The following is a 23,655-nucleotide window of genomic DNA, read 5'->3' on the forward strand; positions in this document are numbered from 1 at the left end:
AAGCAGAATACGGAGGTAACGCCATGTTTCAAAATAACAAAAAAGCTGCCTTCCTGGATTATCTGATGATCATTGTTGGTACAGCCCTTATGGCAACTGCCATAAACAGTGTTTTCGATATGTCCGGTATGGTAACCGGAGGCTTTTCCGGTATTGCGATCCTGGTAAAAGAGTGGACAGAGGGAGTCGTGCCGGGAGGCATCCCACTGTGGATCACGAACTTAAGTCTGAATATCCCGCTGTTTCTGATTGGAATGAAGCTTAGTGGATTCCAGTTTGTGAAAAGGGCACTGGTGGGAGAAATCTGCCTGTCATTCTGGCTGGCGGTTCTTCCGGCATTTGACATTGCAGGAAATGATCTTTTGCTGGCAGCCGTTTATGGTGGTGTGATCCAGGGAATTGGAATCGGACTTGTGTTTCTTGGAAGAGGAACTACCGGGGGCACAGACATGATGGCGGCACTGCTTCAGCGGAAGCTCCGCCATTACTCCATTGCCCAGATTATGCAGTTTATTGACGGAGCCATTGTACTTGTAGGTATGTATGTGTTCGGTGTGCAGAAAGCACTTTATGCCATCATCGCCGTTTACCTTGTGACAAAGGTATCTGACAGCATGATCGAAGGTTTGAAATTTTCCAAACAGGCGTATATCATTACCAGCAAGCCTGACGAGATTTCCAGAGAAATTATGGACAAACTGGATCGCGGCGTGACCGGAATCCACGGAAAGGGAATGTACTCCGGCCAGGACAAGCTGCTTCTTTACTGCGTTGTGGGACGCAAGGAGATCGTGGCATTGAAAGAGCTGGTGGACCATATTGACCCAGATGCTTTTGTGATCGTGTCTGACGTGCGTGAAGTCCATGGTGAGGGATTTATTGAACGTAAGTAAAAAGGAAAACTTTACCAAAGCCTTTTGCGCACCGCAAAAAAAGGGGAAAATAGGGCTTGAAATTGGAGTGATATAGAAAAAGTTAAAAAAATATGCTGGAAATTTGTAAATTTTTTCTACTTTCCTCTTCCTTTTTTGGTGATTTTGTATTAAAATAGGTTCATGAATTTTTGGAATCAGTAGATTTTCCTAAGACTGTCTGAGGTTTTGTGCAATATTACAGATTTGAGACCGCGAATTTTGGCACTAATGGACAGCGATTCATGCCGGGTATACCGGCGAACATATAATGTTACTGCTCTCTTTGACAATGTTTTCACTATCCTGGAATACATTGACAGCTGTGAGACCAGTAGCCCTATAATTTACAAGAAGGGACGGAAGGGTAATGATATCAAATCAGGTACTGCAGAATACACTTGAGGGGCTCAGGGAGATATCTAGGACGGAGTTTTGCATTATTGACACAGATGGCAAGACACTGGCGTCCACCTACAGTGAATTTGAGATTCAGCCACAGGATATTCAGGCATTTGTGGAATCCCAGGCTGCCAGCCAGCTTGTGAAAGGTTATCAGTATTTCAAGGTCTGTGATGATTACCAGCTGGAATACATTCTGGTCGCCCACGGAGAAGATGAAGATACTTATATGGTAGGAAAGCTTGCCGCTTTCCAGATCCAGAGCCTGATCGTTGCATATAAGGAGCGTTTTGACAAGGACAGCTTCATTAAGAACCTGCTTCTTGATAACCTGCTTCTGGTAGATATTTATAATCGTGCGAAGAAGCTTCATATTGATGCTGATGTTCGACGGGTGGTTATGATCCTGGAGCTTGAGCAGGAGAGAGAGCACAGCTCCATGGAGAGCGTGAAGAGTCTGTTCGGCGGCAAGAGCAAGGACTTTATCACAGCTGTTGATGAGAAGAGCATTATCATTGTCAAGGAACTTGAGGAGAACGAAGGATACGAGGAGATGGACAAGCTTGCCCAGACCATCCTTGATACCTTAGGACTTGAGAAAGAGAATACTACACATATTGCATACGGAACTATCGTAAGCGAGCTGAAGGAAGTTTCCCGTTCCTACAAGGAAGCCAGAATGGCTCTTGATGTAGGCAAGATTTTCTCACCTGAGAAGGACGTTATTGCTTACAGCTCTCTTGGAATAGGCCGTCTGATCTATCAGCTTCCGATCCCGCTGTGCAAGATGTTCATTAAGGAGATCTTCGGCGGCAAGTCCCCGGATGATTTCGACGAGGAGACTCTGGTTACCATCGACAAGTTCTTTGAGAACAGCCTGAATGTATCCGAGACCTCCAGACAGCTTTACATTCACCGTAATACTCTGGTTTATCGTCTGGACAAGCTCCAGAAGAGCACCGGACTTGACCTTCGTGTATTCGAGGATGCGATCACATTCAAGATCGCGCTGATGGTTGTAAGATACATGAAGTATATGGAGACTCTGGAGTATTAAGTTTCATATTTGTAATTTCTGTGCCTGCTGCATTTGTTTGTGGCAGGCATTTTTCATCTTTGTGCTGGACTAGAGCCTGTTTGAAAAGCATTTCTGGACCTGCTTTGTGTTTCCTTTGTGAAATCTATTGCGTTCTTGGTTTTCTCTGGTATAATAAGGTACTGCAAAAAATAAGGTTGCATTTTTACCAGACATATATTACAATAATGTTACATAAAAATTAAGCAAACTGCTGAATTGAATTTTTACATGAAAAATTTAGGAGGATATCATGATTGATCTGATAGATGTGAGCAAGTCCTATGGACCGGGACTGCCGGCAGTGAATCACGCCAATCTCCATGTAGATAAAGGTGAATTCGTATTTATAGTAGGAAATAGCGGTTCCGGTAAATCCACGCTGATCAAACTGCTTTTGAAGGAACTGGATTCCACATCCGGTACGATTATCGTAAGCGGAGAGAAGCTTGAGGGAATGAAGCACCGCCGTGTGGCCAAATACCGCCGTAAGCTTGGTGTCGTATTCCAGGACTTCCGTCTTCTGAAGGACAGGGATGTGTATGAGAATGTAGCTTTTGCCCAGCGTGTTGTGAACCGTCCTACCAGAGTTATCCGCAAGAGAGTTCCGGAGGTACTTCAGGAAGTTGGACTTGCAGGGAAATACAAGGCGTACCCGGACGAGCTGTCAGGTGGAGAGCAGCAGAGAGTTGCTCTTGCCAGAGCGATTGTAAACCGCCCGGACATCCTTCTTGCAGACGAGCCCACTGGTAATCTTGATCCGAAGACATCCGAGGAGATCATGAAGCTCCTTGAGGAGATCAACCAGCGTGGAACCACCGTTCTGGTAGTAACCCACAATAAAGAGATTGTCAATTCCATGAAGAAGCGTGTACTGACCATGCATAATGGAGTGATCATCAGCGACGAGAAAGAGGGAGAATATTATGAGGCCTAGTACCATCTGGTATACTCTGAAGCAGGGTATCAAGAACATCAAGAGAAATTTCATGTTTTCCATTGCTTCTATTATTACGATGGCAGCATGTATTTTTCTTTTCGGAATTTTCTTTTCCATTGTAAATAATGTGAATACGCTGGCGCATAAGGTTGAGGAAGATGTGCCGATCACAGTGCTTTTTAATGAAGGAACCACACAGGAGCAGATGGATGCAGTTGGAGAACTGATCAGGCAGCGCCCGGAGGTTTCCAAGATTGAGTTTGAGTCCGGTGATGAAGCCTGGGAGAAGATGAAGCAGGAATACTTCGGTGATGACTCTGAGGCAGCAGACGGTTTCAAGGATGATAACCCGCTGGCAAACTCATCTAACTACCGTGTGTATATGAACAACATTGAGAAACAGTCTGAGCTGGTTGCCTATATCAAGACACTGGATAATGTACGAGAGGTTAATCAGTCTGAGCAGGCTGCCAAGACTCTTGGTTCCATTAACCGTATTGTCTCCTATGTGTCTGTGGCAGTGATCGTGATCTTGCTGCTGATTGCCATTTTCCTGATCAGTAATACCATTTCCGTTGGTATTACAGTTCGTAAGGACGAGATCGGAATTATGAAATATATTGGTGCTACCGATAGTTTTGTACGTGCTCCGTTCCTTCTGGAGGGTATGATCCTGGGACTGATCGGTGCGGGAATTCCACTGATCATTTTGTATTTCTGTTACAATAATGTGGTAACCTATGTATATACCAAGTTCAGCGTACTTCTGGGTGTTGTAGATTTCATTCCGGTTGGACAGATCTACCAGACACTGGTTCCGGTGGCGCTGGCACTGGGAATTGGAATTGGTCTTGTGGGAAGCTTTATTACTACAAGAAAACACTTGAAGGTGTGAGAGTTCTGTTTTACAATAAGGGCGGTTATTCGCATTCCGCCAGAATATGAGAAGAGGATATGGGGGCTGCTGGAGAGATCTGGCAGTCCTTTTGTATAAAAACAAGTAAGGTGTTTCAAGGCGGACGCATTGGGTCAAATGATATTCCACGCAAGTCGGTGCAACGCTCCGGTGAGCTAACAGCTAACTACGACTAAACATCTCAGGAGAGCCTTCGATGTTAAGTCTTCGTAAGCTGTGGATCTCACCTGCACTAAGGGCGCACCTGAAATGACTTGCTTAGGAATATCATTTGCCCCAATGCTGGTAATTGGATAAAATTTGTAACTTGTATAATGAGGAGAACTATAAATGGCAGATAAACAATTTATAAAGGGAGCTGTAACTGGTGTGCTTTGCGCATCCCTGGTGCTGGGCGGGGGATATGTGGGGCTTCAGAAAGCGGGACGTGCGGGAAGTAATGTACTGTCGGATGTGGCGGTTACGCAGAAGATTAAGTATCTGGAAGATATTATAGATCAGAATTATCTGGAAGATGTGAATGAGGATTCTCTGAAGGAGGGTATTTATACCGGACTTCTTTATGGGCTGGGGGATCCGTATTCCAGGTATTATACGGAGGAAGAATACGAGGAGGAGATGAGAGACACCGAGGGCTCTTACTCTGGAATCGGTGTGAGCATTACCCAGAATACGGAGGGTGGTATTCTGGTGGTGGAATGTTATGAGGGCAGTCCGGCAGATGAGGCCGGGCTGAAGGCGAATGATGTGATCACGGCTGTGAACGGAACGGATGTAACGGAAATGACGCCTGCTGAGGTCTCAAAGATGATACGGGAAAAGGAGGACGGTACTTCTATTCTGACCGTCTACCACCAGGAGGCAGATGAACCGGAAGAAATTACAGTGACTTTGAGCGATGTGGAGCTGCCCACTGTTTCTTATGAAATGCTGGAGGATTCTATAGGATATTTGCGAATTACAGAGTTTACCATGGTGACACCCCAGCAGTTTGAGGATGCTTACAAAGATCTTCAGGCAAAAGGCATGGAGAAGCTGATCGTGGATCTTCGTGACAATCCAGGTGGTGTGCTTTCTTCTGTGTGCGATGTGCTGCGCCAGATTCTGCCCGAAGGACTGATCGTGTATACAGAGGACAAATATGGGGAAAAACAGGAGATGAAGTGTGACGGCGATACCCCGATCGACATTCCTTTGGCAGTGCTGGTAAATGAGAACAGCGCCAGTGCATCGGAGATTTTTGCCGGAGCTGTGAAGGATTATGAGATTGGAACGATTGTGGGAACCACCACTTATGGAAAGGGAATCGTTCAGAGTATCCGACAGCTCTCTGATGGAAGTGCGGTAAAGCTGACTACGGCGAAATATTTTACCCCCAAGGGCAATGATATCCACAAGGTGGGAATCACACCGGATGTGGAGGTAAAACTGGATGCCAGCCTTTTGAACCGGACGGATTATACCCATGACGAGGATAATCAGCTTCAGGCCGCAATAGAGGCGGTTTCTCGTTGACAAAACCACTATGTTGGATTAGAATGGTAAAAGGATTTTTGCAAAATAACGCGCCTGATCTGCGCGATAAACAGGCAGATCATCTGACGGTTATTTTGTTGACAGGCAATAGCTGTGGAAGTATTAAACAGTTATGACAGGCAATAGCTGTGAAGGTATTAAACAGTTATGATAGGCAATAACTGTGAAGGCATTGAACAGTTATGACAGGCACAATAAATGTGGAGGAACCATCAATGAAACACAATTTTAAGAAAATCGAGCCGAAATGGCAGAAAAAGTGGGAAGAGCAGCAGGCATTTAAAGCTGTTGACGGAAGTGATAAACCGAAATTCTACGGCCTTGTAGAGTTCCCATACCCAAGTGGTGCGGGAATGCACGTCGGACATATTAAGGCATATTCCAGTATCGAGGTACTTTCCAGAAAGAGAAGAATGCAAGGATACAATGTACTGTTTCCCATCGGATTCGATGCATTCGGACTTCCTACTGAGAATTATGCGATTAAGACGAATACACATCCTCGTGAGATCACAGACCAGAACATTGCGAAATTCACCAATCAGCTGAAGAGTGTTGGATTCTCCTTTGACTGGAGCCGTGTGATCGATACCACACAGGAAGATTTCTATAAATGGACCCAGTGGATTTTCCTTAAAATGTTTGAGAACGGACTTGTTTTCCGTGATAAGACATTAGTTAACTATTGCCCATCCTGTAAGGTTGTTCTTTCCAATGAGGACAGTCAGGGCGGCAAATGCGATATCTGCCACAGCGACGTTATCCAGAAGTCCAAGGATGTCTGGTATTTAAGAATCACCCAGTATGCAGACAAGCTTCTTGAGGGACTGGAGGATGTGGACTATCCGGCGAACATCAAGCAGCAGCAGGTAAACTGGATCGGTAAATCCACAGGTGCTTTCGTAAACTTCTCAGTTGACGGAATTGATGAGACCCTGCAGATTTACACCACCAGACCAGATACCCTGTTCGGTGTAACCTTCATGGTTATCGCACCGGAGCATCCGCTGATCGACAAGTATGCTGACCGCATCACCAATATGGATGCGATCAAGGCTTACCGTGAAGAGTGTGCGAAGAAGACTGAGTTCGAGAGAACCCAGCTTGTAAAAGAGAAAACAGGTGTATGCATCCAGGGACTTGAGGGCGTAAACCCTGTAAATGGCAAGAAGATCCCGATTTACATTGCAGACTATGTAATGATGGGATATGGTACCGGCGCGATCATGGCGGTACCGGCACATGACCAGAGAGACTATGATTTCGCCAAGAAATTTGGTATCGACATTATCCAGGTTATCAAGGGCGGCGATATTGAGAAAGAAGCCTACACAGGTGACGGCGAGATGATCAACTCCGATTTCCTGAATGGCTATACAAATAAGAAGGATTCCATCAAGCGCATGCTGGAAGAGCTTGAGAAGAAGGGCATTGGTAAAGCTGGCGTTCAGTATAAGATGAAAGACTGGGCATTTAACCGTCAGAGATACTGGGGCGAGCCAATCCCGATCGTTCATTGTCCGAAATGTGGTGATGTAGCAGTTCCATATGAGGAGCTTCCGCTTCGTCTGCCGAAGATCAAAGACTTCCAGCCAGGTGAGGACGGACAGTCTCCACTTGCAAAGATCGATTCCTTCGTAAACTGCAAATGCCCGAAATGCGGCGGCGATGCCAAGAGAGAGACTGATACCATGCCACAGTGGGCTGGATCTTCCTGGTATTTCCTTCGTTATGTGGATCCACACAATACAGAAGCTCTTGCAGACCGCAAGAAGATGGAATACTGGATGCCGGTTGACTGGTACAACGGCGGTATGGAGCATGTAACCAGACATATGATCTACTCCAGATTCTGGCATCATTTCCTGTATGACATGGGAATTGTCAATACTCCGGAGCCATATGCGAAACGTTCTGCACAGGGTATGATCCTTGGTTCAGACGGCGACAAGATGAGTAAATCCAAGGGCAACGTTGTTGACCCGCTTGACATTGTAAATGAGTATGGTGCAGATGCACTTCGTACCTACGTTCTCTTCATGGGTGACTACGGCGCAGCTGCTCCGTGGAACGACAGCTCCGTAAGAGGCTGCAAGCGTTTCCTTGAGAGAGTTGCAGGACTGACCGATATCATGACAGAGGAGCCGGCAGCCAAGGATATGGAGGTTAAGATCCATAAGGCAATCAAGAAGGTATCCTCCGATATCGAGGCTATGAAGTTCAACACTGCAATTGCCTGCCTGATGACTCTTATCAACGAGATTTATGCAGTTGGCAAGATCAGCAAGGATGACCTTGTAATCTTCATCAAGCTCCTTTGCCCGTTTGCACCTCATCTTTGCGAGGAAATCTGGGAGACCATCGGCGGAGAAGGCTTACTTTCCCTTTCCAAGTGGCCGGAATATGAAGAGAGCAAGACTGTAGAGGACTCCATAGAAATCGGTGTCCAGGTCAACGGTAAGGTTCGTGGAACCATCGTAATCCCGAACGGCTGTGCGAAAGAGGAAGCTCTTGAGCTGGCGAAGAAGGACGAGAGAGTAGCTTCCTTCTTGGAAGGCAAGACTCTTGTAAAAGAGATTTATGTACCGAATAAGATCGTAAACTTTGTTGCGAAATAAAGATTACTGGAATAGAGAAACTCTCCACTGAATGATCGGTGGGGAGTTTTTTGAATTACAGCAGTTATCTTCAAATAAAAGAATAAAAGACTATCTTATAAAGGAAGATCAGTGGTCAGATAATATGAAGACTGACGGCACACTTGGAAAATTATAGCCAGAGAAAATGCAGAGATAGTCCACTGCTGGCTATAGAAGTATATAGAAAATGCATAAAACGATTATGACTGTTTTAAGAAATTAAACGCCTGCTCATAATGGAGAATGCGGTTTTTTTGATTTTCCAATAAGGTGGTTCGCTTTAATTCAATGGCAATTGTGTAATCTACAAGTTCTTTTCCAGTGCAGTCGAGAAGACGATATTTCTCGATAAGCTGCTGTTCGGAGATGGATTGAACATCGACAGCTGTAGTCGCTCTTTCTTCTGTTAATCCTAACAGGTAATCGGTAGAGACATGAAAAAGCTGCGACATCTTTATAAGAAATGGAAAGCCTGGTTCCCGAATGTCCATTTCGTAATTGCGCAAAGTGTTGGCAGGAATGCCAAGCTCGGCAGCGAAAGCGTCGCGATTGCGATAACCATGTTCTTTACGCAGCTGCATAAGTCTTTTTCCAAAAGTCATGATAAAAATCCCTCCATTTTCTATTATTGATTGACAAAATCATATAGAATAGATATAATATACTCACCAGAACAGCTGGAAGGTAGATGCTCTCTACCTGATCCTGTTATATTGGGTGTTGACTATTGAGATAGCCGTTCCGCAACTTTCCGAGGGTTAGGACGGCTATTTCTTATGTATGGCGAATTCCAGAATAGAAACAAGTAAAATACCTGCGGTTAAAATAACCATAAATTCTTCATAGGTTGACATAAGTATCACCTCCTCCATAAAACTCGGATGGGTGAGAGCACGTCCCCCAGCTGCTCGGGAAAATATATTAAATTTGAAATACATATATTTATTATATAGAATAATTCAAATTACGTCAATAAAAAATATCCAAATAAGGAATGAAATATATAAATACACTCAAAATGAGTAAAAAAAATAAGGAGCTGAAAAACGATGAATGGACTCAGCCAAAAACGATATCTCGAACTCCCCCTCCCAACCGAAGACGATCCCCGCTCAGACCAGCAGCGGATCCTGGATAGTCTGGCGGCAGCAGGTGTGGAAGAGCGAGTTCATATACCTGTCCACATTTTGCGGCAGTTATACCCTTTGCTGGACAACGCAAAGTGGAAAATAACGGTTTCCCTTGCCTGGAATGGGGAAAACTGGGAAATGGTGGAGATAGAGGAAGGAGATACCACCGCGCAGCATTATGGGCTGGCAGTGGATCTGGGAAGTACCACTGTGGTGGCGAGACTTCTGGACTGCAACAGTGGAGAGATTTTGAAGGAAGTCAGTAGCTTCAATAAGCAGATCCAGTGGGGGACAGATATTCTGTCCAGGATTTTTTACTGCAAAGATAATAAAGAAAAGCTGGAAGAAGTGCGGCGGGCTACGGTGGAATCCATTTGTGAATGCATGGATAAGCTGGATGCAAGCCACTCCGCGCTCTCCATGGTAATCGCGGGTAACACCACTATGATTCACTTCCTTCTTGGAATGGACGCCTTCTGCGTTTTCTACACTCCACATGCAGTCCACGCCGATCGCCCCGGCTTCCAGCTGGCGCGCGATCTGGACATTCCGCTGAAAGGCTACGTTTATTGTTACCCTGCCAAGTCAAACTACCTTGGTGGCGATATTATCAGCGGCATGATTGACACTGAATTATACAAGAAAAACGAGATCAGTGTTTTCTTCGATATCGGAACCAACGGCGAGCTGGTGATTGGAAATAAAGAATTTCTTCTATGCGGCGCAGGCGCAGCAGGACCAGCGCTGGAGGGAGGCGTGGTGCGTACCGGAATGCGGGCGGAGGCTGGTGCTGTGGATGAAGTGAAGATAAGAGATGGAAATATTTATGTGCATGTGATTGGAAGCCATAAGGAAGACTCAGGAAGCCATGAGAAAAATTCAGGTAATCATGAGGATAATTCATCAGGTGAAGAACCTCAGGGAATCTGCGGTTCCGGCATCATAGACCTGATCGCAGAGCTTTTCCTGGAAGGCTGGATCGACATCCGCGGCAAGTTTTCCACGGAAAAAAGCCCTCTTATCCAGGAGAGAGACAACCAGCTCTGTGTGGAATATGCCCCAGGTCTGTACTTCTACCAGAAAGACATTGACGAATTCATCCGCACCAAATCCGCCGCTCACACCATGGTGGAGATCATGCTCCGTGAATCCGGTCTTGACTTAGACCAGGCTGACCGCTTCTACGTGGCAGGAGCCTTTGGTAAACACGTATCCAAAGAGTCTGCCATCACCATCGGCATGTATCCTGACATGGATCGCGACCATATTATCAACGCTGGAAATTCCTCACTGGAAGGAGCCCAGAAGCTGCTTCTGAACCGGAGCCTTCTCACTGACATCGACCAGATCCTGGAAGAAATGGTCTACATTCAGTTCGCTGAGGTAGAAGACTTCCTGGAACTAATGGTAGCAGCCCAAGCATTGCCACATACAGATTATAAGCGGTATCCTACGGTTATGAAGAAGCTAAAAGAACGGCAGAAAGATATAAAGTTATAAACTGCTTTTTGATTTATTTCAATGGAAATTCATTTTCAAATGGTTGATTTGAAGGAGTTCTTTCGATATACTTAGAAGTAATAGAAATCATCGAAAAGGAGTGATTACATGCCATTACTCGAAGAAAAAGTTTATACAATAGATGATATATATGCTCTTCCGGAAGGGGAGAGAGCGGAGCTTATTGATGGACATATATACTATATGGCACCACCTAACAGGACACACCAGAAAATATCCATGGAACTGTCAGCCAGAATTCTTGAGTACATCCGTTCCCATAAGGGAAAATGCGAAGTCTATGCTGCTCCATTTGCAGTATATCTGGATGATACGACTGGTACTTATGTAGAGCCAGACATTTCAGTAATTTGTGACCCGGATAAACTGGATGATCAAGGATGCAATGGTGCACCAGACTGGATTATTGAGATTGTTTCTCCTGCAAGTAAACGAACGGACTATTATACGAAGCTTTTTAAATACAGAACAGCAGGTGTAAGAGAATACTGGATCATAGATGCGGCTAAGAATCAGATATTTGTATATAATTTTGAAAAAGAAGATACGGAACAATATACACTGCAGGATTCGGTAAAAGCAGGAATTTATGAGAACCTGGTGATTGATTTTAGTAAACTGGATATTTAGAAAATGTATGTAAGGGCAGGTCTGTTTTGCAGCTTGCCCTTTTTGCAATTCGTACAGCAATAATGAGAAAAATGTAAAAATTATCTAAATTTATAGTAATTTCTCACAAAATATGCTATACTACTCCCAAACCAACAGACAGGAAGTGTACGAAATGACAGCACCCAAGAAACCACCAATTACGAAAAGTTTCGGATACGCATTTGAAGGAATTTTCACCTGTATCCGCAAGGAACGGAACATGAAGATCCACTGTATCATGGCAGTCCTGGTAGTGATCGCAGGCATCATCCTGAAGCTTTCCCCAGTGGAATGGTGCATCTGTCTTGGCCTTTTCGGACTGGTGATGGCACTGGAGCTGGTGAACACCGCCGTAGAATCCGTGGTGGATTTGGTGACCAGCGAGTACAAGCCCCTGGCGAAGATCGCCAAGGACACCGCAGCAGGCGCCGTCCTGATCGCCGCCATCATGGCCGCCATCGCCGGACTGATCATTTTCGTACCTAAAGGGCTGGTATTTCTTGGACTTTTATGAGAAGTCCGATCTGCTGAAAACGAAAATCCCACAGGGAGTTGGCAGATACAGCTGTAAATAAGAAAGGAGCACACACTATGGAACTTGGAGAAGGCATCAAAAAAATATTACTTGCAGGAATCGGCACTGCAGCAGTGACCGCAGAGAAATCCAAAGAAGTTCTGGATGAACTGGTAAAGAAAGGTGAGCTCACTGTAGAACAGGGCAAGGTCCTCAATCAGGAACTGAAGCACAATATCAAAGAGAGCGTGAAGAAGAACGTAAACGTAACCCTGAAGCCGTCCAACCCGGACGAGCTGAAGGAAGTCCTTGGCAAAATGACTCCGGATCAGCTGGCCGCCCTGAAAGAGCAGATCAGCAAGATGCAGGCGAAAGACGTAGACGCAGAGGAGACTGCCGAAGAAGAGGAAGAGGCAGAAGAAGTGGAGGAAGCCAAAGAAGAATACGAGGACGACCCTCAGGAATAAGCAATAACATTTTCCGAAAAAGAAATAGTATTGCCTTGTTTAAGAAGTGCAGCAGGAAATCCTGAACGGCATTGCAGAACAAAATAAAGAAATTTATGAAGGCAGGATGAGGAGAAAGAGTACCCGAATCCTGCCTTTTCAGTAAGGGGAACAGACATGGGTGTGACAAAGAATGACAGTACGATGAAGTCAGAAGCAGACCAGGCACAAAGAAAGAATCTGGAAGTGGAAATCCAACAGGATAAAAATGAGAAAAACAGCACAGCTGGTAAGAAGTCAAACGGTAAAGACACCGGCACGTATAAAGAAAGGCTAAAAGAAATTACAGCCGTTCTCCACAAGCATGCCATCACCCGAGGCGTCTCCCCGGAGAAGCTCCGCCTCATTCTCACAGATCTCGGCCCCACCTTCATCAAGCTGGGACAGATCATGTCCATGCGCTCCGACATTTTGCCCAAGCGTTACTGCGACGAGCTGATGAAGCTTTGCTCTGATGTAGACCCCATGCCATTTGCAGAAGTTGAAGAAGTCCTCCGGGAAGCATTTGGCTGTCCCTGGCAGGAAGAATTTCAGGAAATCCAGGAGAAGCCCCTTGGCTCAGCCTCTATCGCCCAGGTACACCGCGCCGTCCTGAAAACCGGCGAAGAAGTTGTGATAAAGGTTCAGCGAAAGGGCATCTACGAAATCATGGCCCGGGATATCGGACTGATGAAAAAGGCGGTGAAGCTCCTTCCCCCTGTAAGCATCAAGGAAGCGGTAGATCTGAATCTTGTGCTGGAAGAGCTGTGGCGTGTCACCCAGGAAGAGATGAATTTCCTGACGGAAGCAGCCAACATGGAAGAATTTTCCAGGAAAAATAAAAATGTGGCATTTGTAAAAACGCCCATTCTTTACAGAGAATATACCACAGCCAGCGTCCTTGTTATGGAATACATTGATGGTATTCCCATCGACCATAAGGAAGAGCTTCTCGCAGGCGGCTATGACCTTGATGAGATCGGCAGCAAATTTGTAGATAATTTTATCAAGCAGGTTATGGACGACGGCTTTTTCCACGCAGATCCCCATCCTGGAAATGTGATGATCCAGGGAGGCAAGATCGTGTGGATCGACATGGGAATGATGGGACGGCTGAATGATCGTGACCGGGAGCTGATCGGGCAGGCTATCGAAGGGGTGGCACTGAATGACATTGGAAAAATTCAGGATGCAGTGCTGGCACTTGGAGAATTCAAGGGGAAACCCAATCAGAGCCGTCTTTACACAGACATCCGCGACCTTATGGCGAAATACGGCACTGCAGATTTTGGCGAAATCGATATCGTAGAAATCCTTACAGATCTGATGGACGTAATGAAGGAGAACAAGATTGTCATGCCCCATGGCCTTACCATGCTTGCAAGAGGGCTGACTCATATGGAAGGGGTACTGGCAGATATCAGCCCGGAGATCAATATGGTGCAGATTGCAGCAGCCCGCTTGAAGGGAAACCTTCTGGAGGAGGGAAACTGGAAGAAGCAGATGAAGGGCACCGGGAAAAAGCTGTATCGCTCCATGCTCCGCGCCGTGGATATCCCTGCGCTGGCAGCAGATTTCCTGCAGGGCTGCATGAAGGGCCAGACCAAGATCAATCTGGACCTTCACGCCTCCGATGACCTGGCGTGGCTGATGCGCCGCCTGATCCGGAACATCGTGCTTGGTCTTTGGGTCATGGCACTTCTGATCAGCTCCAGTATTATCTGCACCACAGACATGACACCGAAGATAATGGGAATTCCGGCTTTTGGAGTGCTGGGGTACTTTGGGGCACTGGTGATTCTCATGTACCTGTTTATCAAACACTTTATGAAAAAGTAGTGGAAAAAACAAGTGGGAAAATCGGGTTAAGTGGATAAAATTACCAAACTTTGCCGGAAAGGCCAGAAAGAAACCTGGGGGGGTTGACACTAATAGGGCAGGGTGGTATTTTATTAAGAAGACTGGAATGGTGAAATTTGTCGAAATTGGAAAAAAAGGAATAAATAATACCGCTGACGCATGAACGGTGGTTACAGATCCAAAGAGAGATGTGACCCAAAGATGCTTGAGAAAAATCATAACCGGGAAGCGTTGGCGGGAAAATATAAATTTAGATAAGTTATAAATATAAGATAAAATAGATTTTGCCATTGCATTTTAGAGAATGGAGGGCTTCTGTCAGCTGTATTTACCTAAGCTGAACGGAAGAAAAGTACTTGGGAGGGAAAAGCAAAATATGTATCGGAAGGACTCAGAGGGCTGGTTAAAACATGGGGATTTTATTGTTCTGGATATGATCTGTCTGCAGCTGGCATTTATTTTGGCATATGCATTCCGCGGGTACGGATTCAATGTGTATGGAGATATATTGTATCGAAATATGGCAATATTCCTTGGATTTGCCGACCTGGTGGTGATCTTCACCTCCGGTACCATGAAAAGCGTTCTGAAAAGAGGTCACTATAAGGAATTTGTCACCACCTTGAAAAATGCTGTGGCAGTAGGTGCTCTTGCAATCGCTTATCTGTTCATAATCCAGGAAGGCCAGAGCTTTTCCAGAATGATCCTGATCACCACAATTGTGATCTACCTGATCCTCACCTATGCCATAAGAGAAATCTGGAAAAATTCCTTACATAAAAAAATGGAAAACGGCGGCGACAAGAAGCTGCTGATCATCACCTCCAAAGCGGTAGCAGAGAACGTAGTGCACAGCATGCAGGAGAACAATTATGCCAGATATTCCCTTGCCGGAGTGGTTGTGATCGATGAGGACTGTACCGGTGAGAAAATCTGTGGTGTCCCTGTTGTGGCAGGCGAAAGTGACGTGCCTATGTATGTCTGTCAGGAGTGGATTGACGAGGTGCTGATCGTCATCTCCGAAAATCTGCCATATCCGGACGGGCTTATCGACAAGCTCACCGAAACCGGTGTAACCGTTCATCTGAACCTTGCAAAAATCACCAACCAGACTGGCAAAAGACAGTTTGTGGAAAAGGTTGGAAGCTACACAGTTCTGACCACCAGTCTGAACTATGCATCCTTCGGACAGCTTTTCCTGAAGCGCCTGATGGACATCTGCGGCGGACTGGTTGGCTGTATTTTCACAGGAATCATTACTATTTTCGTTGGCCCCGCCATCTATCTGGCATCCCCAGGTCCGATTTTCTTCTCCCAGGAACGTGTGGGAAAGAACGGAAAGAAATTCAAAATGTACAAATTCCGCAGCATGTACATGGATGCGGAAGCGCGGAAAGCCGAGCTTATGAAAGAGAACAAACTGGGCGATGGCAAAATGTTCAAGATGGACTTCGACCCCAGAGTAATTGGAAATAAGGTGCTGCCGGATGGGTCACATAAGACCGGGGTGGGAGATTTCATCAGAAGGACGAGCCTGGATGAGTTCCCGCAGTTTTTTAATGTGCTGAAAGGGGATATGTCCATTGTGGGGACGAGACCGCCGTTGATTTCGGAGACGAATTTGTATGAACCGAGACATAAGGCGAGACTGGCAATCAAACCGGGAATCACCGGTATGTGGCAGGTGAGTGGTAGAAGTGATATTACGGATTTTGAGGAAGTTGTGAGGTTGGATAAGGAATATATTGAAAACTGGGATATTGGGTTGGATATTAAGATACTTTTGAAGACAGTTATGGTTGTGGTTAAGAAAGATGGATCTATGTGATTTTATATTGCTTCGTATACAGAATAATGGAAAGGAAATCTGGTTATCAGATAATTGATAGAAAGTTATGATAATTGATCAATACAAAAAGATGAAAAATCTGTTTTTAAGACAAAGCTATATAGATGCCTGGGAAGATTATCAGCGTTCCATTCGAAAAAGAAGCTTTGCACAATGGGATTATATAGTATTGACTGCATCAAATGAGGAACAGGCCAATGCTTTCCGCAGCCAGATTACATATCGACAAAATAAAAATGTGCTTCCATGTAAAACAAAGTATCTCGTATTACCAGATCCAGATGGAAAAAGAGTTGGATCTGGCGGTGCTACTTTGCAGGTGCTGCGAAAGCTGGCAGAGCAGGAAGATATTGCAGGAGATTTCCACAATAAGCGAATTCTTGTAATTCATTCTGGCGGCGATAGTAAACGTGTTCCGCAATATTCTGTATGTGGAAAGCTTTTTTCGCCTGTACCACGTGAACTTCCTGATGGAAGAGCGTCAACTTTATTTGATGAGTTTCTTATAGGCATGGCAGGGGTACCATCGCGCTTTCGTGAAGGAATGCTGGTACTTTCCGGTGATGTCCTTCTTTTGTTTAATCCATTACAGATTGATGCACAGTTTCATGGTGCCGCAGCAATCTCCATGAAATCCCCGGTAGATGTGGGAAAAGATCATGGCGTATTCCTGAATAATGGAAAAGACTATGTAAAAAAATTCCTTCATAAACAATCCATTGAAACCCTGGAAAAATTAGGGGCTGTAAATACCCATGGAAATGTAGACCTGGATACAGGCGCAGTTTTGTTTGATGTAAACCTGATGAATGCTCTATTATCACTGGTTCAGACAGATGGCAAAATCGATGCAGAAAAATACGCCCGTTTTGTCAATGAAAAATCACGAATCAGTTTATATGGAGATTTTCTTTATCCATTAGCTGAAGATTCTACACTGGAGCAGTACTACAAAGAGCAGCCAGAAGGAACTTTCTGTGAAGAACTAACTGAATGTCGTACCAGAATATGGGAAGCATTGCATTCATTCGGAATGAAGCTGATTTGCCTTTCTCCTGCTGAATTTATTCATTTTGGAACAACCAGGGAGCTTCTGGCTCTTTTAACAGATGAGATTGCAGATTATGAATATTTAGATTGGAAGCCAATGGTGTTTACCAATTATAAATCTGAGAAAAAAATACAGGCAGCAGTACATAATGCTCTTATTGAGGGAACAGTGCAACTAGCTGATAAATGTTATGTGGAAAACAGCTGGCTGAGAGGAAATACCGTTTTAGAGAAAGACTGTGTGATTTCACAGCTGGAGCTTAAAGATGTAACGGTTCCATCCATGGTGCTGCATGGAGTTGCGTTAAAAAGAGAGAATGGCGAAAAGAGATATATCGTAAGAGGATATGGAATTAAAGATAATCCGAAGAAAACACTGGAAGAAAGAGGCAGCTTCCTTGACGGAGATTTACAGAGCTTTATAAATTTAAATAATTTAAAGACAGAAGATATATGGGAAAGTGAAGATCACTCTTTGTGGAAGGCGAAGCTTTATCCGGTTACAGATAGCCAGGAAAAAGCTGTTTCCTGGGCATTGCTTCTTCATAGAATGAGTTCTGAAAAAGCAGACGAAGTGAAGGTTGCAGAATGGAAGTCTCTGAAACGTTATTCTCTGGAAGAATCTTTCCAGATAGCAGATGCTTCTGTATTGGTTCCATGGGAAGAAAATCTGGAAAACCGAATCCTTATAGAGCGTTTCCTCAATCGGTTACGTGCTGGAGAACATTATGTAGATTCCCTGAAAACATTTGGCATTACAGAATTGGATGAAAAACAGTTTGACATGCTTATGGAAATGGCAGAAAAAGAATTGCCATTTGAAGAGAAAATCCGTGTTTTATACAGTATTTCCCGTTCTATGAAGTTTATGAAAAAGAATTTTCACGGAATCAGCTACGATCAGGTAGAGCAGAAATGCTTTGCCACAATCCAGCAGGAAATATTTAAAGCAAGTAATGTAAATCAGGTAAAGAAATATAAGATTGCAGAAAATCAGGTAAAAGTAAATCTTCCGGTTCGTGTGAACTGGGGCGGCGGCTGGACGGATACTCCGCCATATTGTAATGAAAAAGGCGGTGTTGTATTAAATGCTGCAATTTTGCTGAATGGACAGGAACCAATCGAAGTGGAATTAAGAAAGCTGCCGGAAAACCATATTGAATTTGCAAGTCTCGATCTGGATGCACATGGTGTTGTGACAACTGCAGCAGAAATTCAGGATTGTCATAATCCTTACGATTCCTTTGCACTTCATAAAGCAGCATTGATTGCGTGTGGAATTATCCCTATGGAAGGTGAAGCTGATCTGGAAAAAATCCTGGATGAGATGGGCGGTGGTTTTTACATGTCCACTCGTGTAAAAGGAGTTCCAAAAGGTTCCGGGCTTGGAACCAGCAGCATCCTTTCAGGAGCCTGTGTTCGTGCTCTTGGAAAATTTTTAGGAACAACCTGGAGCGATTCCGATATATATGAACTGGTACTGAATCTGGAACAGATCATGAGTACCGGTGGCGGTTGGCAGGATCAGGTTGGAGGACTTACAGGTGGTATCAAATATATTACCTCAAGACCTGGAATGAAGCAGAAACTGAAAGTAGAATATCTGGATTTAGATGAAGATACAAAAGCAGAGCTTCAGGAAAGATTTGCACTTATTTACACCGGCCAGCGCCGCCTGGCAAGAAACCTGCTTCGCGATGTAGTTGGAAACTATATCGGCGGAAAGAAAGAATCAAAAGAAGCCTTGGAAGAGATGAAGTACCTAGCTGTTATGATGCGGTATGAATTGGAACAGGGAGATGTAGATGCCTTTGCCAGATTGCTGAATGAACATTGGGAAGTGTCTAAGAAACTGGATACTGGATCAACCAATACCTGTATTGATCAGATTTTTGCAAGCTGTGAGGATTTGATTGATGGAAAATTCATTTCTGGTGCTGGTGGGGGTGGATTCTTGCAGGTAATTTTGAAAAAGGGTGTTAGTAAGGACATGCTTAGAGCTAGATTATTGGATGTTTATCAGGATTCCGGAGTGGATGTCTGGGATGCGGAGTTTGTGTGGTAGAAAACGTCTACATAAAAGTTTTAATAGTGGTCTAAAAAGTGGAACGAAGTATGGCTGTGGAAGATAATTCGTGTAAAAAATGATAATTATAGTGTGAGATTAGTAGAAGACGATAAACATATTGTTTTATATAGCATGAATGGTTTGATGTGAATCTCGCTATATAAGTAGAAAAGAGGAACAGGTGCGAGAAATGGAGTATAAGAGAAAGGTTGATAAAAGACTTATTCCAACTTGCAATATTATGGGGGTTGATATTGCGGCAATTAATATGGAATGGTTGGTGCGCTATCTCGAAAAAAATATCTCAGAATTAAAAGGAGACTACATATGTGTCTCAAATGTACATACAACCGTAATTAGCTATGAGGATGCAGTTTATTGTGCAATTCAAAATGGTGGGTTAATGGCAATTCCAGATGGGGGTCCTCTTTCTACTGTTGGTAAAAAAAGAGGTCATAAGAATATGGAACGCACAACAGGTCCAAGTTTAATGGGAGAGATTTTTGAAATTTCTGCAAAGAAAGGATATCGTCATTATTTTTATGGAAGCAAAAAAGAAACATTAGAACTATTATATCAAAAACTCATAAGTAATTATCCAGGAATTCAAATTGCTGGAATGTACAGTCCACCGTTTAGAGCGTTGACGAAAGATGAAGATAGAGCTGTTATAGAGAGAATTAATGAAACTAAACCGGATTTTGTCTGGGTTGGGCTTGGGGCACCAAAACAGGAGAAGTGGATGGCAGCACATCAGGGGGAAATTGATGGATTGATGCTTGGTGTCGGAGCGGGGTTTGATTATTATGCGGGAAATATTAAGCGTGCTCCAATATGGATGCAAGAACACAATCTAGAATGGTTATATCGCTTAGTACAGGATCCAAAGAGGCTATTTAAAAGATATTGGAGCACTAATACGAAATTTATTTGGAATGCAGTGATAAGGGGAAAGTGAGGTAATGACTGTGAACAATGAAAATAAAAAGAATATTTTGATTGTACATAATTATTACCAGATTTCTGGAGGAGAAGATACGGTTGTAGCCAATGAAAAGAAAATGCTTGAGAAGCATGGACATAAGGTGAGTTTATATAGTCGCAGTAATGTGGAATTAAAGCAGATGTCAAAACTTCAGAAAGTTTTTTTACCGATTACAACTGTATTCAATCCAAAAACATACAAAGAAATCAAGAATTTGATAAGGCAAGAGAGTATAGAAATTGTTCATGTTCATAATACGCTTAATCTAGTAAGTCCAGCAGTTTATTATGCTGCAAGACATATGAAAGTTCCGGTAGTTCAGACAATACATAATTTTCGCTTGCTCTGTCCTGGTGCAACTTTTTATAGAGATGGACATATCTGTGAGGATTGCGTAGAACATGGTTTGAGATGTGCAATAAAACATAGTTGCTATCGAGAAAGTAAAATTCAGACAGTTGCGTGTGTGATTAGTACGATGTTTCATCGGATAACTGGCATTTACGGAAAAATCAATTATATTTGTTTGACTGATTTTAATAAGAAGAAATTATTGGAATTAAAACAAATAAAACAAGAGAGAGTATTTGTAAAACCTAATTTTGATGAAAGTGAAAATGAGTGTGTTCCAGAGAAAGAGAGAAAAGATCAATTTGTTTTTGCAGGGAGATTAGATAAGTTGAAAGGAATTGATCTTCTTTTTGAAGCGTGGAAAGTGATGGGGGAGGAGGCTCCAAAATTAATCGTTTGCGGTACAGGACCAATGGAAGATTGGTGCAAAACGTTTGTTAGAAAAAACTCCGTGAATATTGAATTACAAGGGCTTGTATCTAATGAGGAAGCTCGAAAGACGATTACAAACAGCAAGGCTCTTATAATGGCAACACAGTGGTACGAAGGTTTTCCGATGAGTATTGTGGAAGCATTTGCGGTTGGAACACCTGTTATTTGTTCTGATTTTGGAAATGCGGGAAGTATTGTAGAAGAGGGAATTACAGGGTATAAATTTGAGTGTAAATCCATAGAGAGCATAATATTAGCGGTTGAAAAAATGAGAGAAAAGCCATTAGATAGGGAAAAAATAAAAGAATTATATGAAATGAAGTATAGCGAAAATGCAAATTACAAGATTTTAAATGACATATATGTCAATATAAGTAATTAAGGAGATTGATGGTGGAACGACTAAAAGTTAGCATGATTACAATTTGCTATAACGCAGAAAAAACAATTGCAAAAACGATAGAGAGTGTATTGAGTCAGGACTATGAAAATCTAGAATATATTATTGTTGATGGGGGCAGTAAGGATCATACAGTAGATATTATTAAAAGCTACGAGAATAAAAAAATACATTGGATTTCTGAAAAAGACAACGGTATTTCTGATGCATTTAATAAAGGAATAAAAATGGCAACAGGAGATTTAATTGGGCTGATTAATGCCGATGATTATTTGTTTCCTCATGCGCTGGCAAATTTGACTTTGGCGTGCCATGAGTGTACAGATGTATTATATGGAAATACTATTGTAGATGATCAAGAAAACGAATTGAAATTAATAAAATACGCTGGTTCAGCAGAAGGTCTTGAATATTCACTCCCATTTATACACCAAAGTTCATTAGTAAGAAAAAAAGCTTATGATCAATATGGAGGATATTCAGAGAAATATAAAATATGTATGGATTATGATTTGTTCGCAAGATTTTATCGGGGGGGGGGGGGCAAAGTTTCAATTTGTCAATACAGTTGTTAGTTGCTTTACATATGGAGGAACATCATGTAGTCATCCATTTCAGACAATTAAGGAAAATGTATCCATTGCAGAGAAATATGGTTTAAGTCATTTCAGGGCTATAATGTATAAAATAAAAATGTATATCCAAAATTGTATAAAAATTGTTTTAGTGAGATTAAGAATATGGAAAGCGTTCTATTGCTTGCTTAAACGGGACAGCATATATAAGTATTAGAGGAAAAAAGAATGAAAAAGGTTTTATTGGTTACAAATATACCGTCACCATATAGAGTGGATTTATTTTATTATTTGCAGACACATATCAAACAGTATGAATTTTATGTCATCTATTGTGCGCGGGAAGCTGATAATAGGTGCTGGAATGTTGATACTGCAAAATTATTGAATACAACTTTTGCTAAAACAAAAGTGATTTCGATAAAGAGAAAATATGATACGAAACATATTTATATCCCTAAAGGAATTGGAAAAGATTTATTAGAAATAAATCCTGATATTGTAATTGCATGGGAGTATAATCCGATTGCTGTTAAATGTTTGTTTTGGTGTAAATGGCATAGGAAAAAGTATATTAGTTTAACAGATGGCACATTATATTCTGAAAGAAATATTAATTTTATACAACGCATTACTAGAAAAATAATTATAGGAAAATGCAATGCATCAATTGCAAGTAGTACAAAGGCTAAAGAAAAACTTTTGAAATGGGGACTCAGTACCAATAAAATTTTTGTTAGTTTGTTAACGGTTGATGTAAATAAAATACGTACGATAGGGCATGTTCCAGAACAGGGACGATTATTATATGTCGGAAGTATGATTGAAAGAAAAGGATTAGACCTATTAGTATCGGCTTTAAGATATGTGGATGAGGACTTTCAATTGCGTATTGTTGGAAATGGAACAGATAAAGAAATTGAAGAATTAAAAACTAGAATTAAAAATGCAAATCTGTTAGGTAAAGTCGAGTTTTGTGGCTTTAAACAGGGAAAAGATTTGCTCGAAGAGTATCAATATGCAAGCGTATTTGTTTTGCCAACCCGTGAGGATTGCTTCGGGTTGGTGCTACTGGAAGCAGCGTGTACAGGCACCCCTATTGTAACCTCGAAGTATGCGGATGGAGCATACGATATTATTACTGAGAATGTAAATGGTTCAATCATTGATCCTTATAATGCAGAAGAGTTTGGAAAAACAATAGAAAGCATTTTAAGAAATCCAGAAAAGTACAGAGCAGATAAAAAGATTTTTGACAAATTTTCATTTGAGAGTGTAAGCAAGGGATATGTGGATGCTATAGAATATACGCTGAAAGATAATTAATATTTGTCAAAATTGTGAAATTGAAAATGGTAATAGGAT

18 protein-coding genes are annotated in these 23,655 nt (G+C 42.8%); 17 read left to right on the plus strand and 1 reads right to left on the minus strand.

The features are described 5' to 3' along the window. Positions 1-23 precede the first annotated feature (23 nt). From I2D69_RS14900 to leuS, 6 genes are all read left to right on the plus strand, one after another. Positions 24-893: a YitT family protein gene (locus I2D69_RS14900; protein ID WP_148463244.1), complete on the plus strand. Its 870-nt coding sequence runs from the start codon at positions 24-26 to the stop codon at positions 891-893. Positions 894-1,281: 388 nt separating this feature from the next. Beyond that, positions 1,282-2,370 carry a helix-turn-helix domain-containing protein gene (locus I2D69_RS14905; protein ID WP_173716296.1) on the plus strand — a complete coding sequence of 363 codons (1,089 nt, stop codon included), beginning with the start codon at positions 1,282-1,284 and terminating at the stop codon, positions 2,368-2,370. 271 nt (positions 2,371-2,641) lie between these two features. Further along, positions 2,642-3,325: a cell division ATP-binding protein FtsE gene (gene ftsE / locus I2D69_RS14910; protein ID WP_118578359.1), complete on the plus strand. Its 684-nt coding sequence runs from the start codon at positions 2,642-2,644 to the stop codon at positions 3,323-3,325. Beyond that, positions 3,315-4,223, plus strand: coding sequence for a permease-like cell division protein FtsX (ftsX, locus tag I2D69_RS14915; RefSeq protein WP_148463242.1), 909 nt, complete (start codon positions 3,315-3,317; stop codon positions 4,221-4,223). Before ftsE ends, ftsX begins: the two co-directional genes overlap by 11 nt. A gap of 351 nt (positions 4,224-4,574) precedes the next feature. Next, complete coding sequence (locus I2D69_RS14920) at positions 4,575-5,759, plus strand: S41 family peptidase (protein ID WP_195380150.1); 1,185 nt, start codon at positions 4,575-4,577, stop codon at positions 5,757-5,759. A 236-nt stretch (positions 5,760-5,995) separates the two neighbouring features. Beyond that, positions 5,996-8,398 (plus strand): leucine--tRNA ligase, encoded by a 2,403-nt coding sequence (gene leuS, locus I2D69_RS14925; RefSeq protein WP_195380151.1) that lies wholly within the window; start codon positions 5,996-5,998, stop codon positions 8,396-8,398. A gap of 221 nt (positions 8,399-8,619) precedes the next feature. Here leuS and I2D69_RS14930 read toward each other — a convergent pair whose 3' ends face one another. Continuing rightward, the gene (locus tag I2D69_RS14930) at positions 8,620-9,021 is read right to left on the minus strand and encodes a helix-turn-helix domain-containing protein (RefSeq protein ID WP_195380152.1); all 402 of its coding nucleotides are present in this window, start codon (positions 9,019-9,021) and stop codon (positions 8,620-8,622) included. A 447-nt stretch (positions 9,022-9,468) separates the two neighbouring features. Here I2D69_RS14930 and I2D69_RS14935 point away from each other — a divergent pair, with 447 nt between their 5' ends. The 11 genes from I2D69_RS14935 (at position 9,469) to I2D69_RS14985 (ending at position 23,616) form a co-directional block, all read left to right on the plus strand. Next, positions 9,469-11,049, plus strand: a complete 1,581-nt coding sequence (locus tag I2D69_RS14935; protein ID WP_195380153.1) for an ASKHA domain-containing protein — start codon at positions 9,469-9,471, stop codon at positions 11,047-11,049. Between the two features lie 108 nt (positions 11,050-11,157). After that, a complete protein-coding gene (locus I2D69_RS14940) occupies positions 11,158-11,700 on the plus strand; it encodes a Uma2 family endonuclease (RefSeq protein ID WP_195380154.1) in 543 nt (180 codons plus the stop codon). Between the two features lie 154 nt (positions 11,701-11,854). Continuing rightward, a complete protein-coding gene (locus I2D69_RS14945; RefSeq protein WP_148463237.1) occupies positions 11,855-12,235 on the plus strand; it encodes a diacylglycerol kinase family protein in 381 nt (126 codons plus the stop codon). A 77-nt stretch (positions 12,236-12,312) separates the two neighbouring features. Beyond that, positions 12,313-12,702 (plus strand): hypothetical protein, encoded by a 390-nt coding sequence (locus I2D69_RS14950; RefSeq protein WP_148463236.1) that lies wholly within the window; start codon positions 12,313-12,315, stop codon positions 12,700-12,702. Between the two features lie 156 nt (positions 12,703-12,858). After that, entirely contained in the window at positions 12,859-14,559 is a 1,701-nt protein-coding gene (locus I2D69_RS14955) for an AarF/UbiB family protein (RefSeq protein ID WP_227199093.1), read from the plus strand. A gap of 397 nt (positions 14,560-14,956) precedes the next feature. Further along, on the plus strand, positions 14,957-16,408 hold the full coding sequence (locus I2D69_RS14960) for a sugar transferase (protein ID WP_195380155.1): 1,452 nt from the start codon (positions 14,957-14,959) through the stop codon (positions 16,406-16,408). 67 nt (positions 16,409-16,475) lie between these two features. Then, complete coding sequence (locus I2D69_RS14965; RefSeq protein WP_195380156.1) at positions 16,476-19,544, plus strand: L-fucokinase; 3,069 nt, start codon at positions 16,476-16,478, stop codon at positions 19,542-19,544. A gap of 193 nt (positions 19,545-19,737) precedes the next feature. Further along, positions 19,738-20,505, plus strand: coding sequence for a WecB/TagA/CpsF family glycosyltransferase (locus I2D69_RS14970; protein WP_227199095.1), 768 nt, complete (start codon positions 19,738-19,740; stop codon positions 20,503-20,505). 10 nt (positions 20,506-20,515) lie between these two features. Further along, entirely contained in the window at positions 20,516-21,697 is a 1,182-nt protein-coding gene (locus I2D69_RS14975) for a glycosyltransferase family 4 protein (RefSeq protein ID WP_195380157.1), read from the plus strand. Positions 21,698-21,708: 11 nt separating this feature from the next. After that, positions 21,709-22,290: a glycosyltransferase family 2 protein gene (locus I2D69_RS14980; RefSeq protein WP_207741821.1), complete on the plus strand. Its 582-nt coding sequence runs from the start codon at positions 21,709-21,711 to the stop codon at positions 22,288-22,290. A gap of 228 nt (positions 22,291-22,518) precedes the next feature. Continuing rightward, positions 22,519-23,616, plus strand: a complete 1,098-nt coding sequence (locus tag I2D69_RS14985; RefSeq protein WP_195380159.1) for a glycosyltransferase family 4 protein — start codon at positions 22,519-22,521, stop codon at positions 23,614-23,616. The last annotated feature ends 39 nt before the right edge of the window (positions 23,617-23,655 follow it).

The sequence above is a fragment of the Ruminococcus sp. D54t1_190329_F1 genome (genome assembly GCF_015551645.1).
Lineage (GTDB): Bacteria > Bacillota > Clostridia > Lachnospirales > Lachnospiraceae > Blautia_A > Blautia_A faecis.

What these genes read in the sequence shown, in the direction of transcription:
- I2D69_RS14900 (WP_148463244.1), top strand. Translation starts at nt 24, where the DNA reads ATGTTTCAAAATAACAAAAAAGCTGCCTTCCTGGATTATCTGATGATC.
- I2D69_RS14905 (WP_173716296.1), top strand. Translation starts at nt 1,282, where the DNA reads ATGATATCAAATCAGGTACTGCAGAATACACTTGAGGGGCTCAGGGAG.
- ftsE (WP_118578359.1), top strand. Translation starts at nt 2,642, where the DNA reads ATGATTGATCTGATAGATGTGAGCAAGTCCTATGGACCGGGACTGCCG.
- ftsX (WP_148463242.1), top strand. Translation starts at nt 3,315, where the DNA reads ATGAGGCCTAGTACCATCTGGTATACTCTGAAGCAGGGTATCAAGAAC.
- I2D69_RS14920 (WP_195380150.1), top strand. Translation starts at nt 4,575, where the DNA reads ATGGCAGATAAACAATTTATAAAGGGAGCTGTAACTGGTGTGCTTTGC.
- leuS (WP_195380151.1), top strand. Translation starts at nt 5,996, where the DNA reads ATGAAACACAATTTTAAGAAAATCGAGCCGAAATGGCAGAAAAAGTGG.
- I2D69_RS14930 (WP_195380152.1), bottom strand. Translation starts at nt 9,021, where the DNA reads ATGACTTTTGGAAAAAGACTTATGCAGCTGCGTAAAGAACATGGTTAT.
- I2D69_RS14935 (WP_195380153.1), top strand. Translation starts at nt 9,469, where the DNA reads ATGAATGGACTCAGCCAAAAACGATATCTCGAACTCCCCCTCCCAACC.
- I2D69_RS14940 (WP_195380154.1), top strand. Translation starts at nt 11,158, where the DNA reads ATGCCATTACTCGAAGAAAAAGTTTATACAATAGATGATATATATGCT.
- I2D69_RS14945 (WP_148463237.1), top strand. Translation starts at nt 11,855, where the DNA reads ATGACAGCACCCAAGAAACCACCAATTACGAAAAGTTTCGGATACGCA.
- I2D69_RS14950 (WP_148463236.1), top strand. Translation starts at nt 12,313, where the DNA reads ATGGAACTTGGAGAAGGCATCAAAAAAATATTACTTGCAGGAATCGGC.
- I2D69_RS14955 (WP_227199093.1), top strand. Translation starts at nt 12,859, where the DNA reads ATGGGTGTGACAAAGAATGACAGTACGATGAAGTCAGAAGCAGACCAG.
- I2D69_RS14960 (WP_195380155.1), top strand. Translation starts at nt 14,957, where the DNA reads ATGTATCGGAAGGACTCAGAGGGCTGGTTAAAACATGGGGATTTTATT.
- I2D69_RS14965 (WP_195380156.1), top strand. Translation starts at nt 16,476, where the DNA reads ATGATAATTGATCAATACAAAAAGATGAAAAATCTGTTTTTAAGACAA.
- I2D69_RS14970 (WP_227199095.1), top strand. Translation starts at nt 19,738, where the DNA reads ATGGAGTATAAGAGAAAGGTTGATAAAAGACTTATTCCAACTTGCAAT.
- I2D69_RS14985 (WP_195380159.1), top strand. Translation starts at nt 22,519, where the DNA reads ATGAAAAAGGTTTTATTGGTTACAAATATACCGTCACCATATAGAGTG.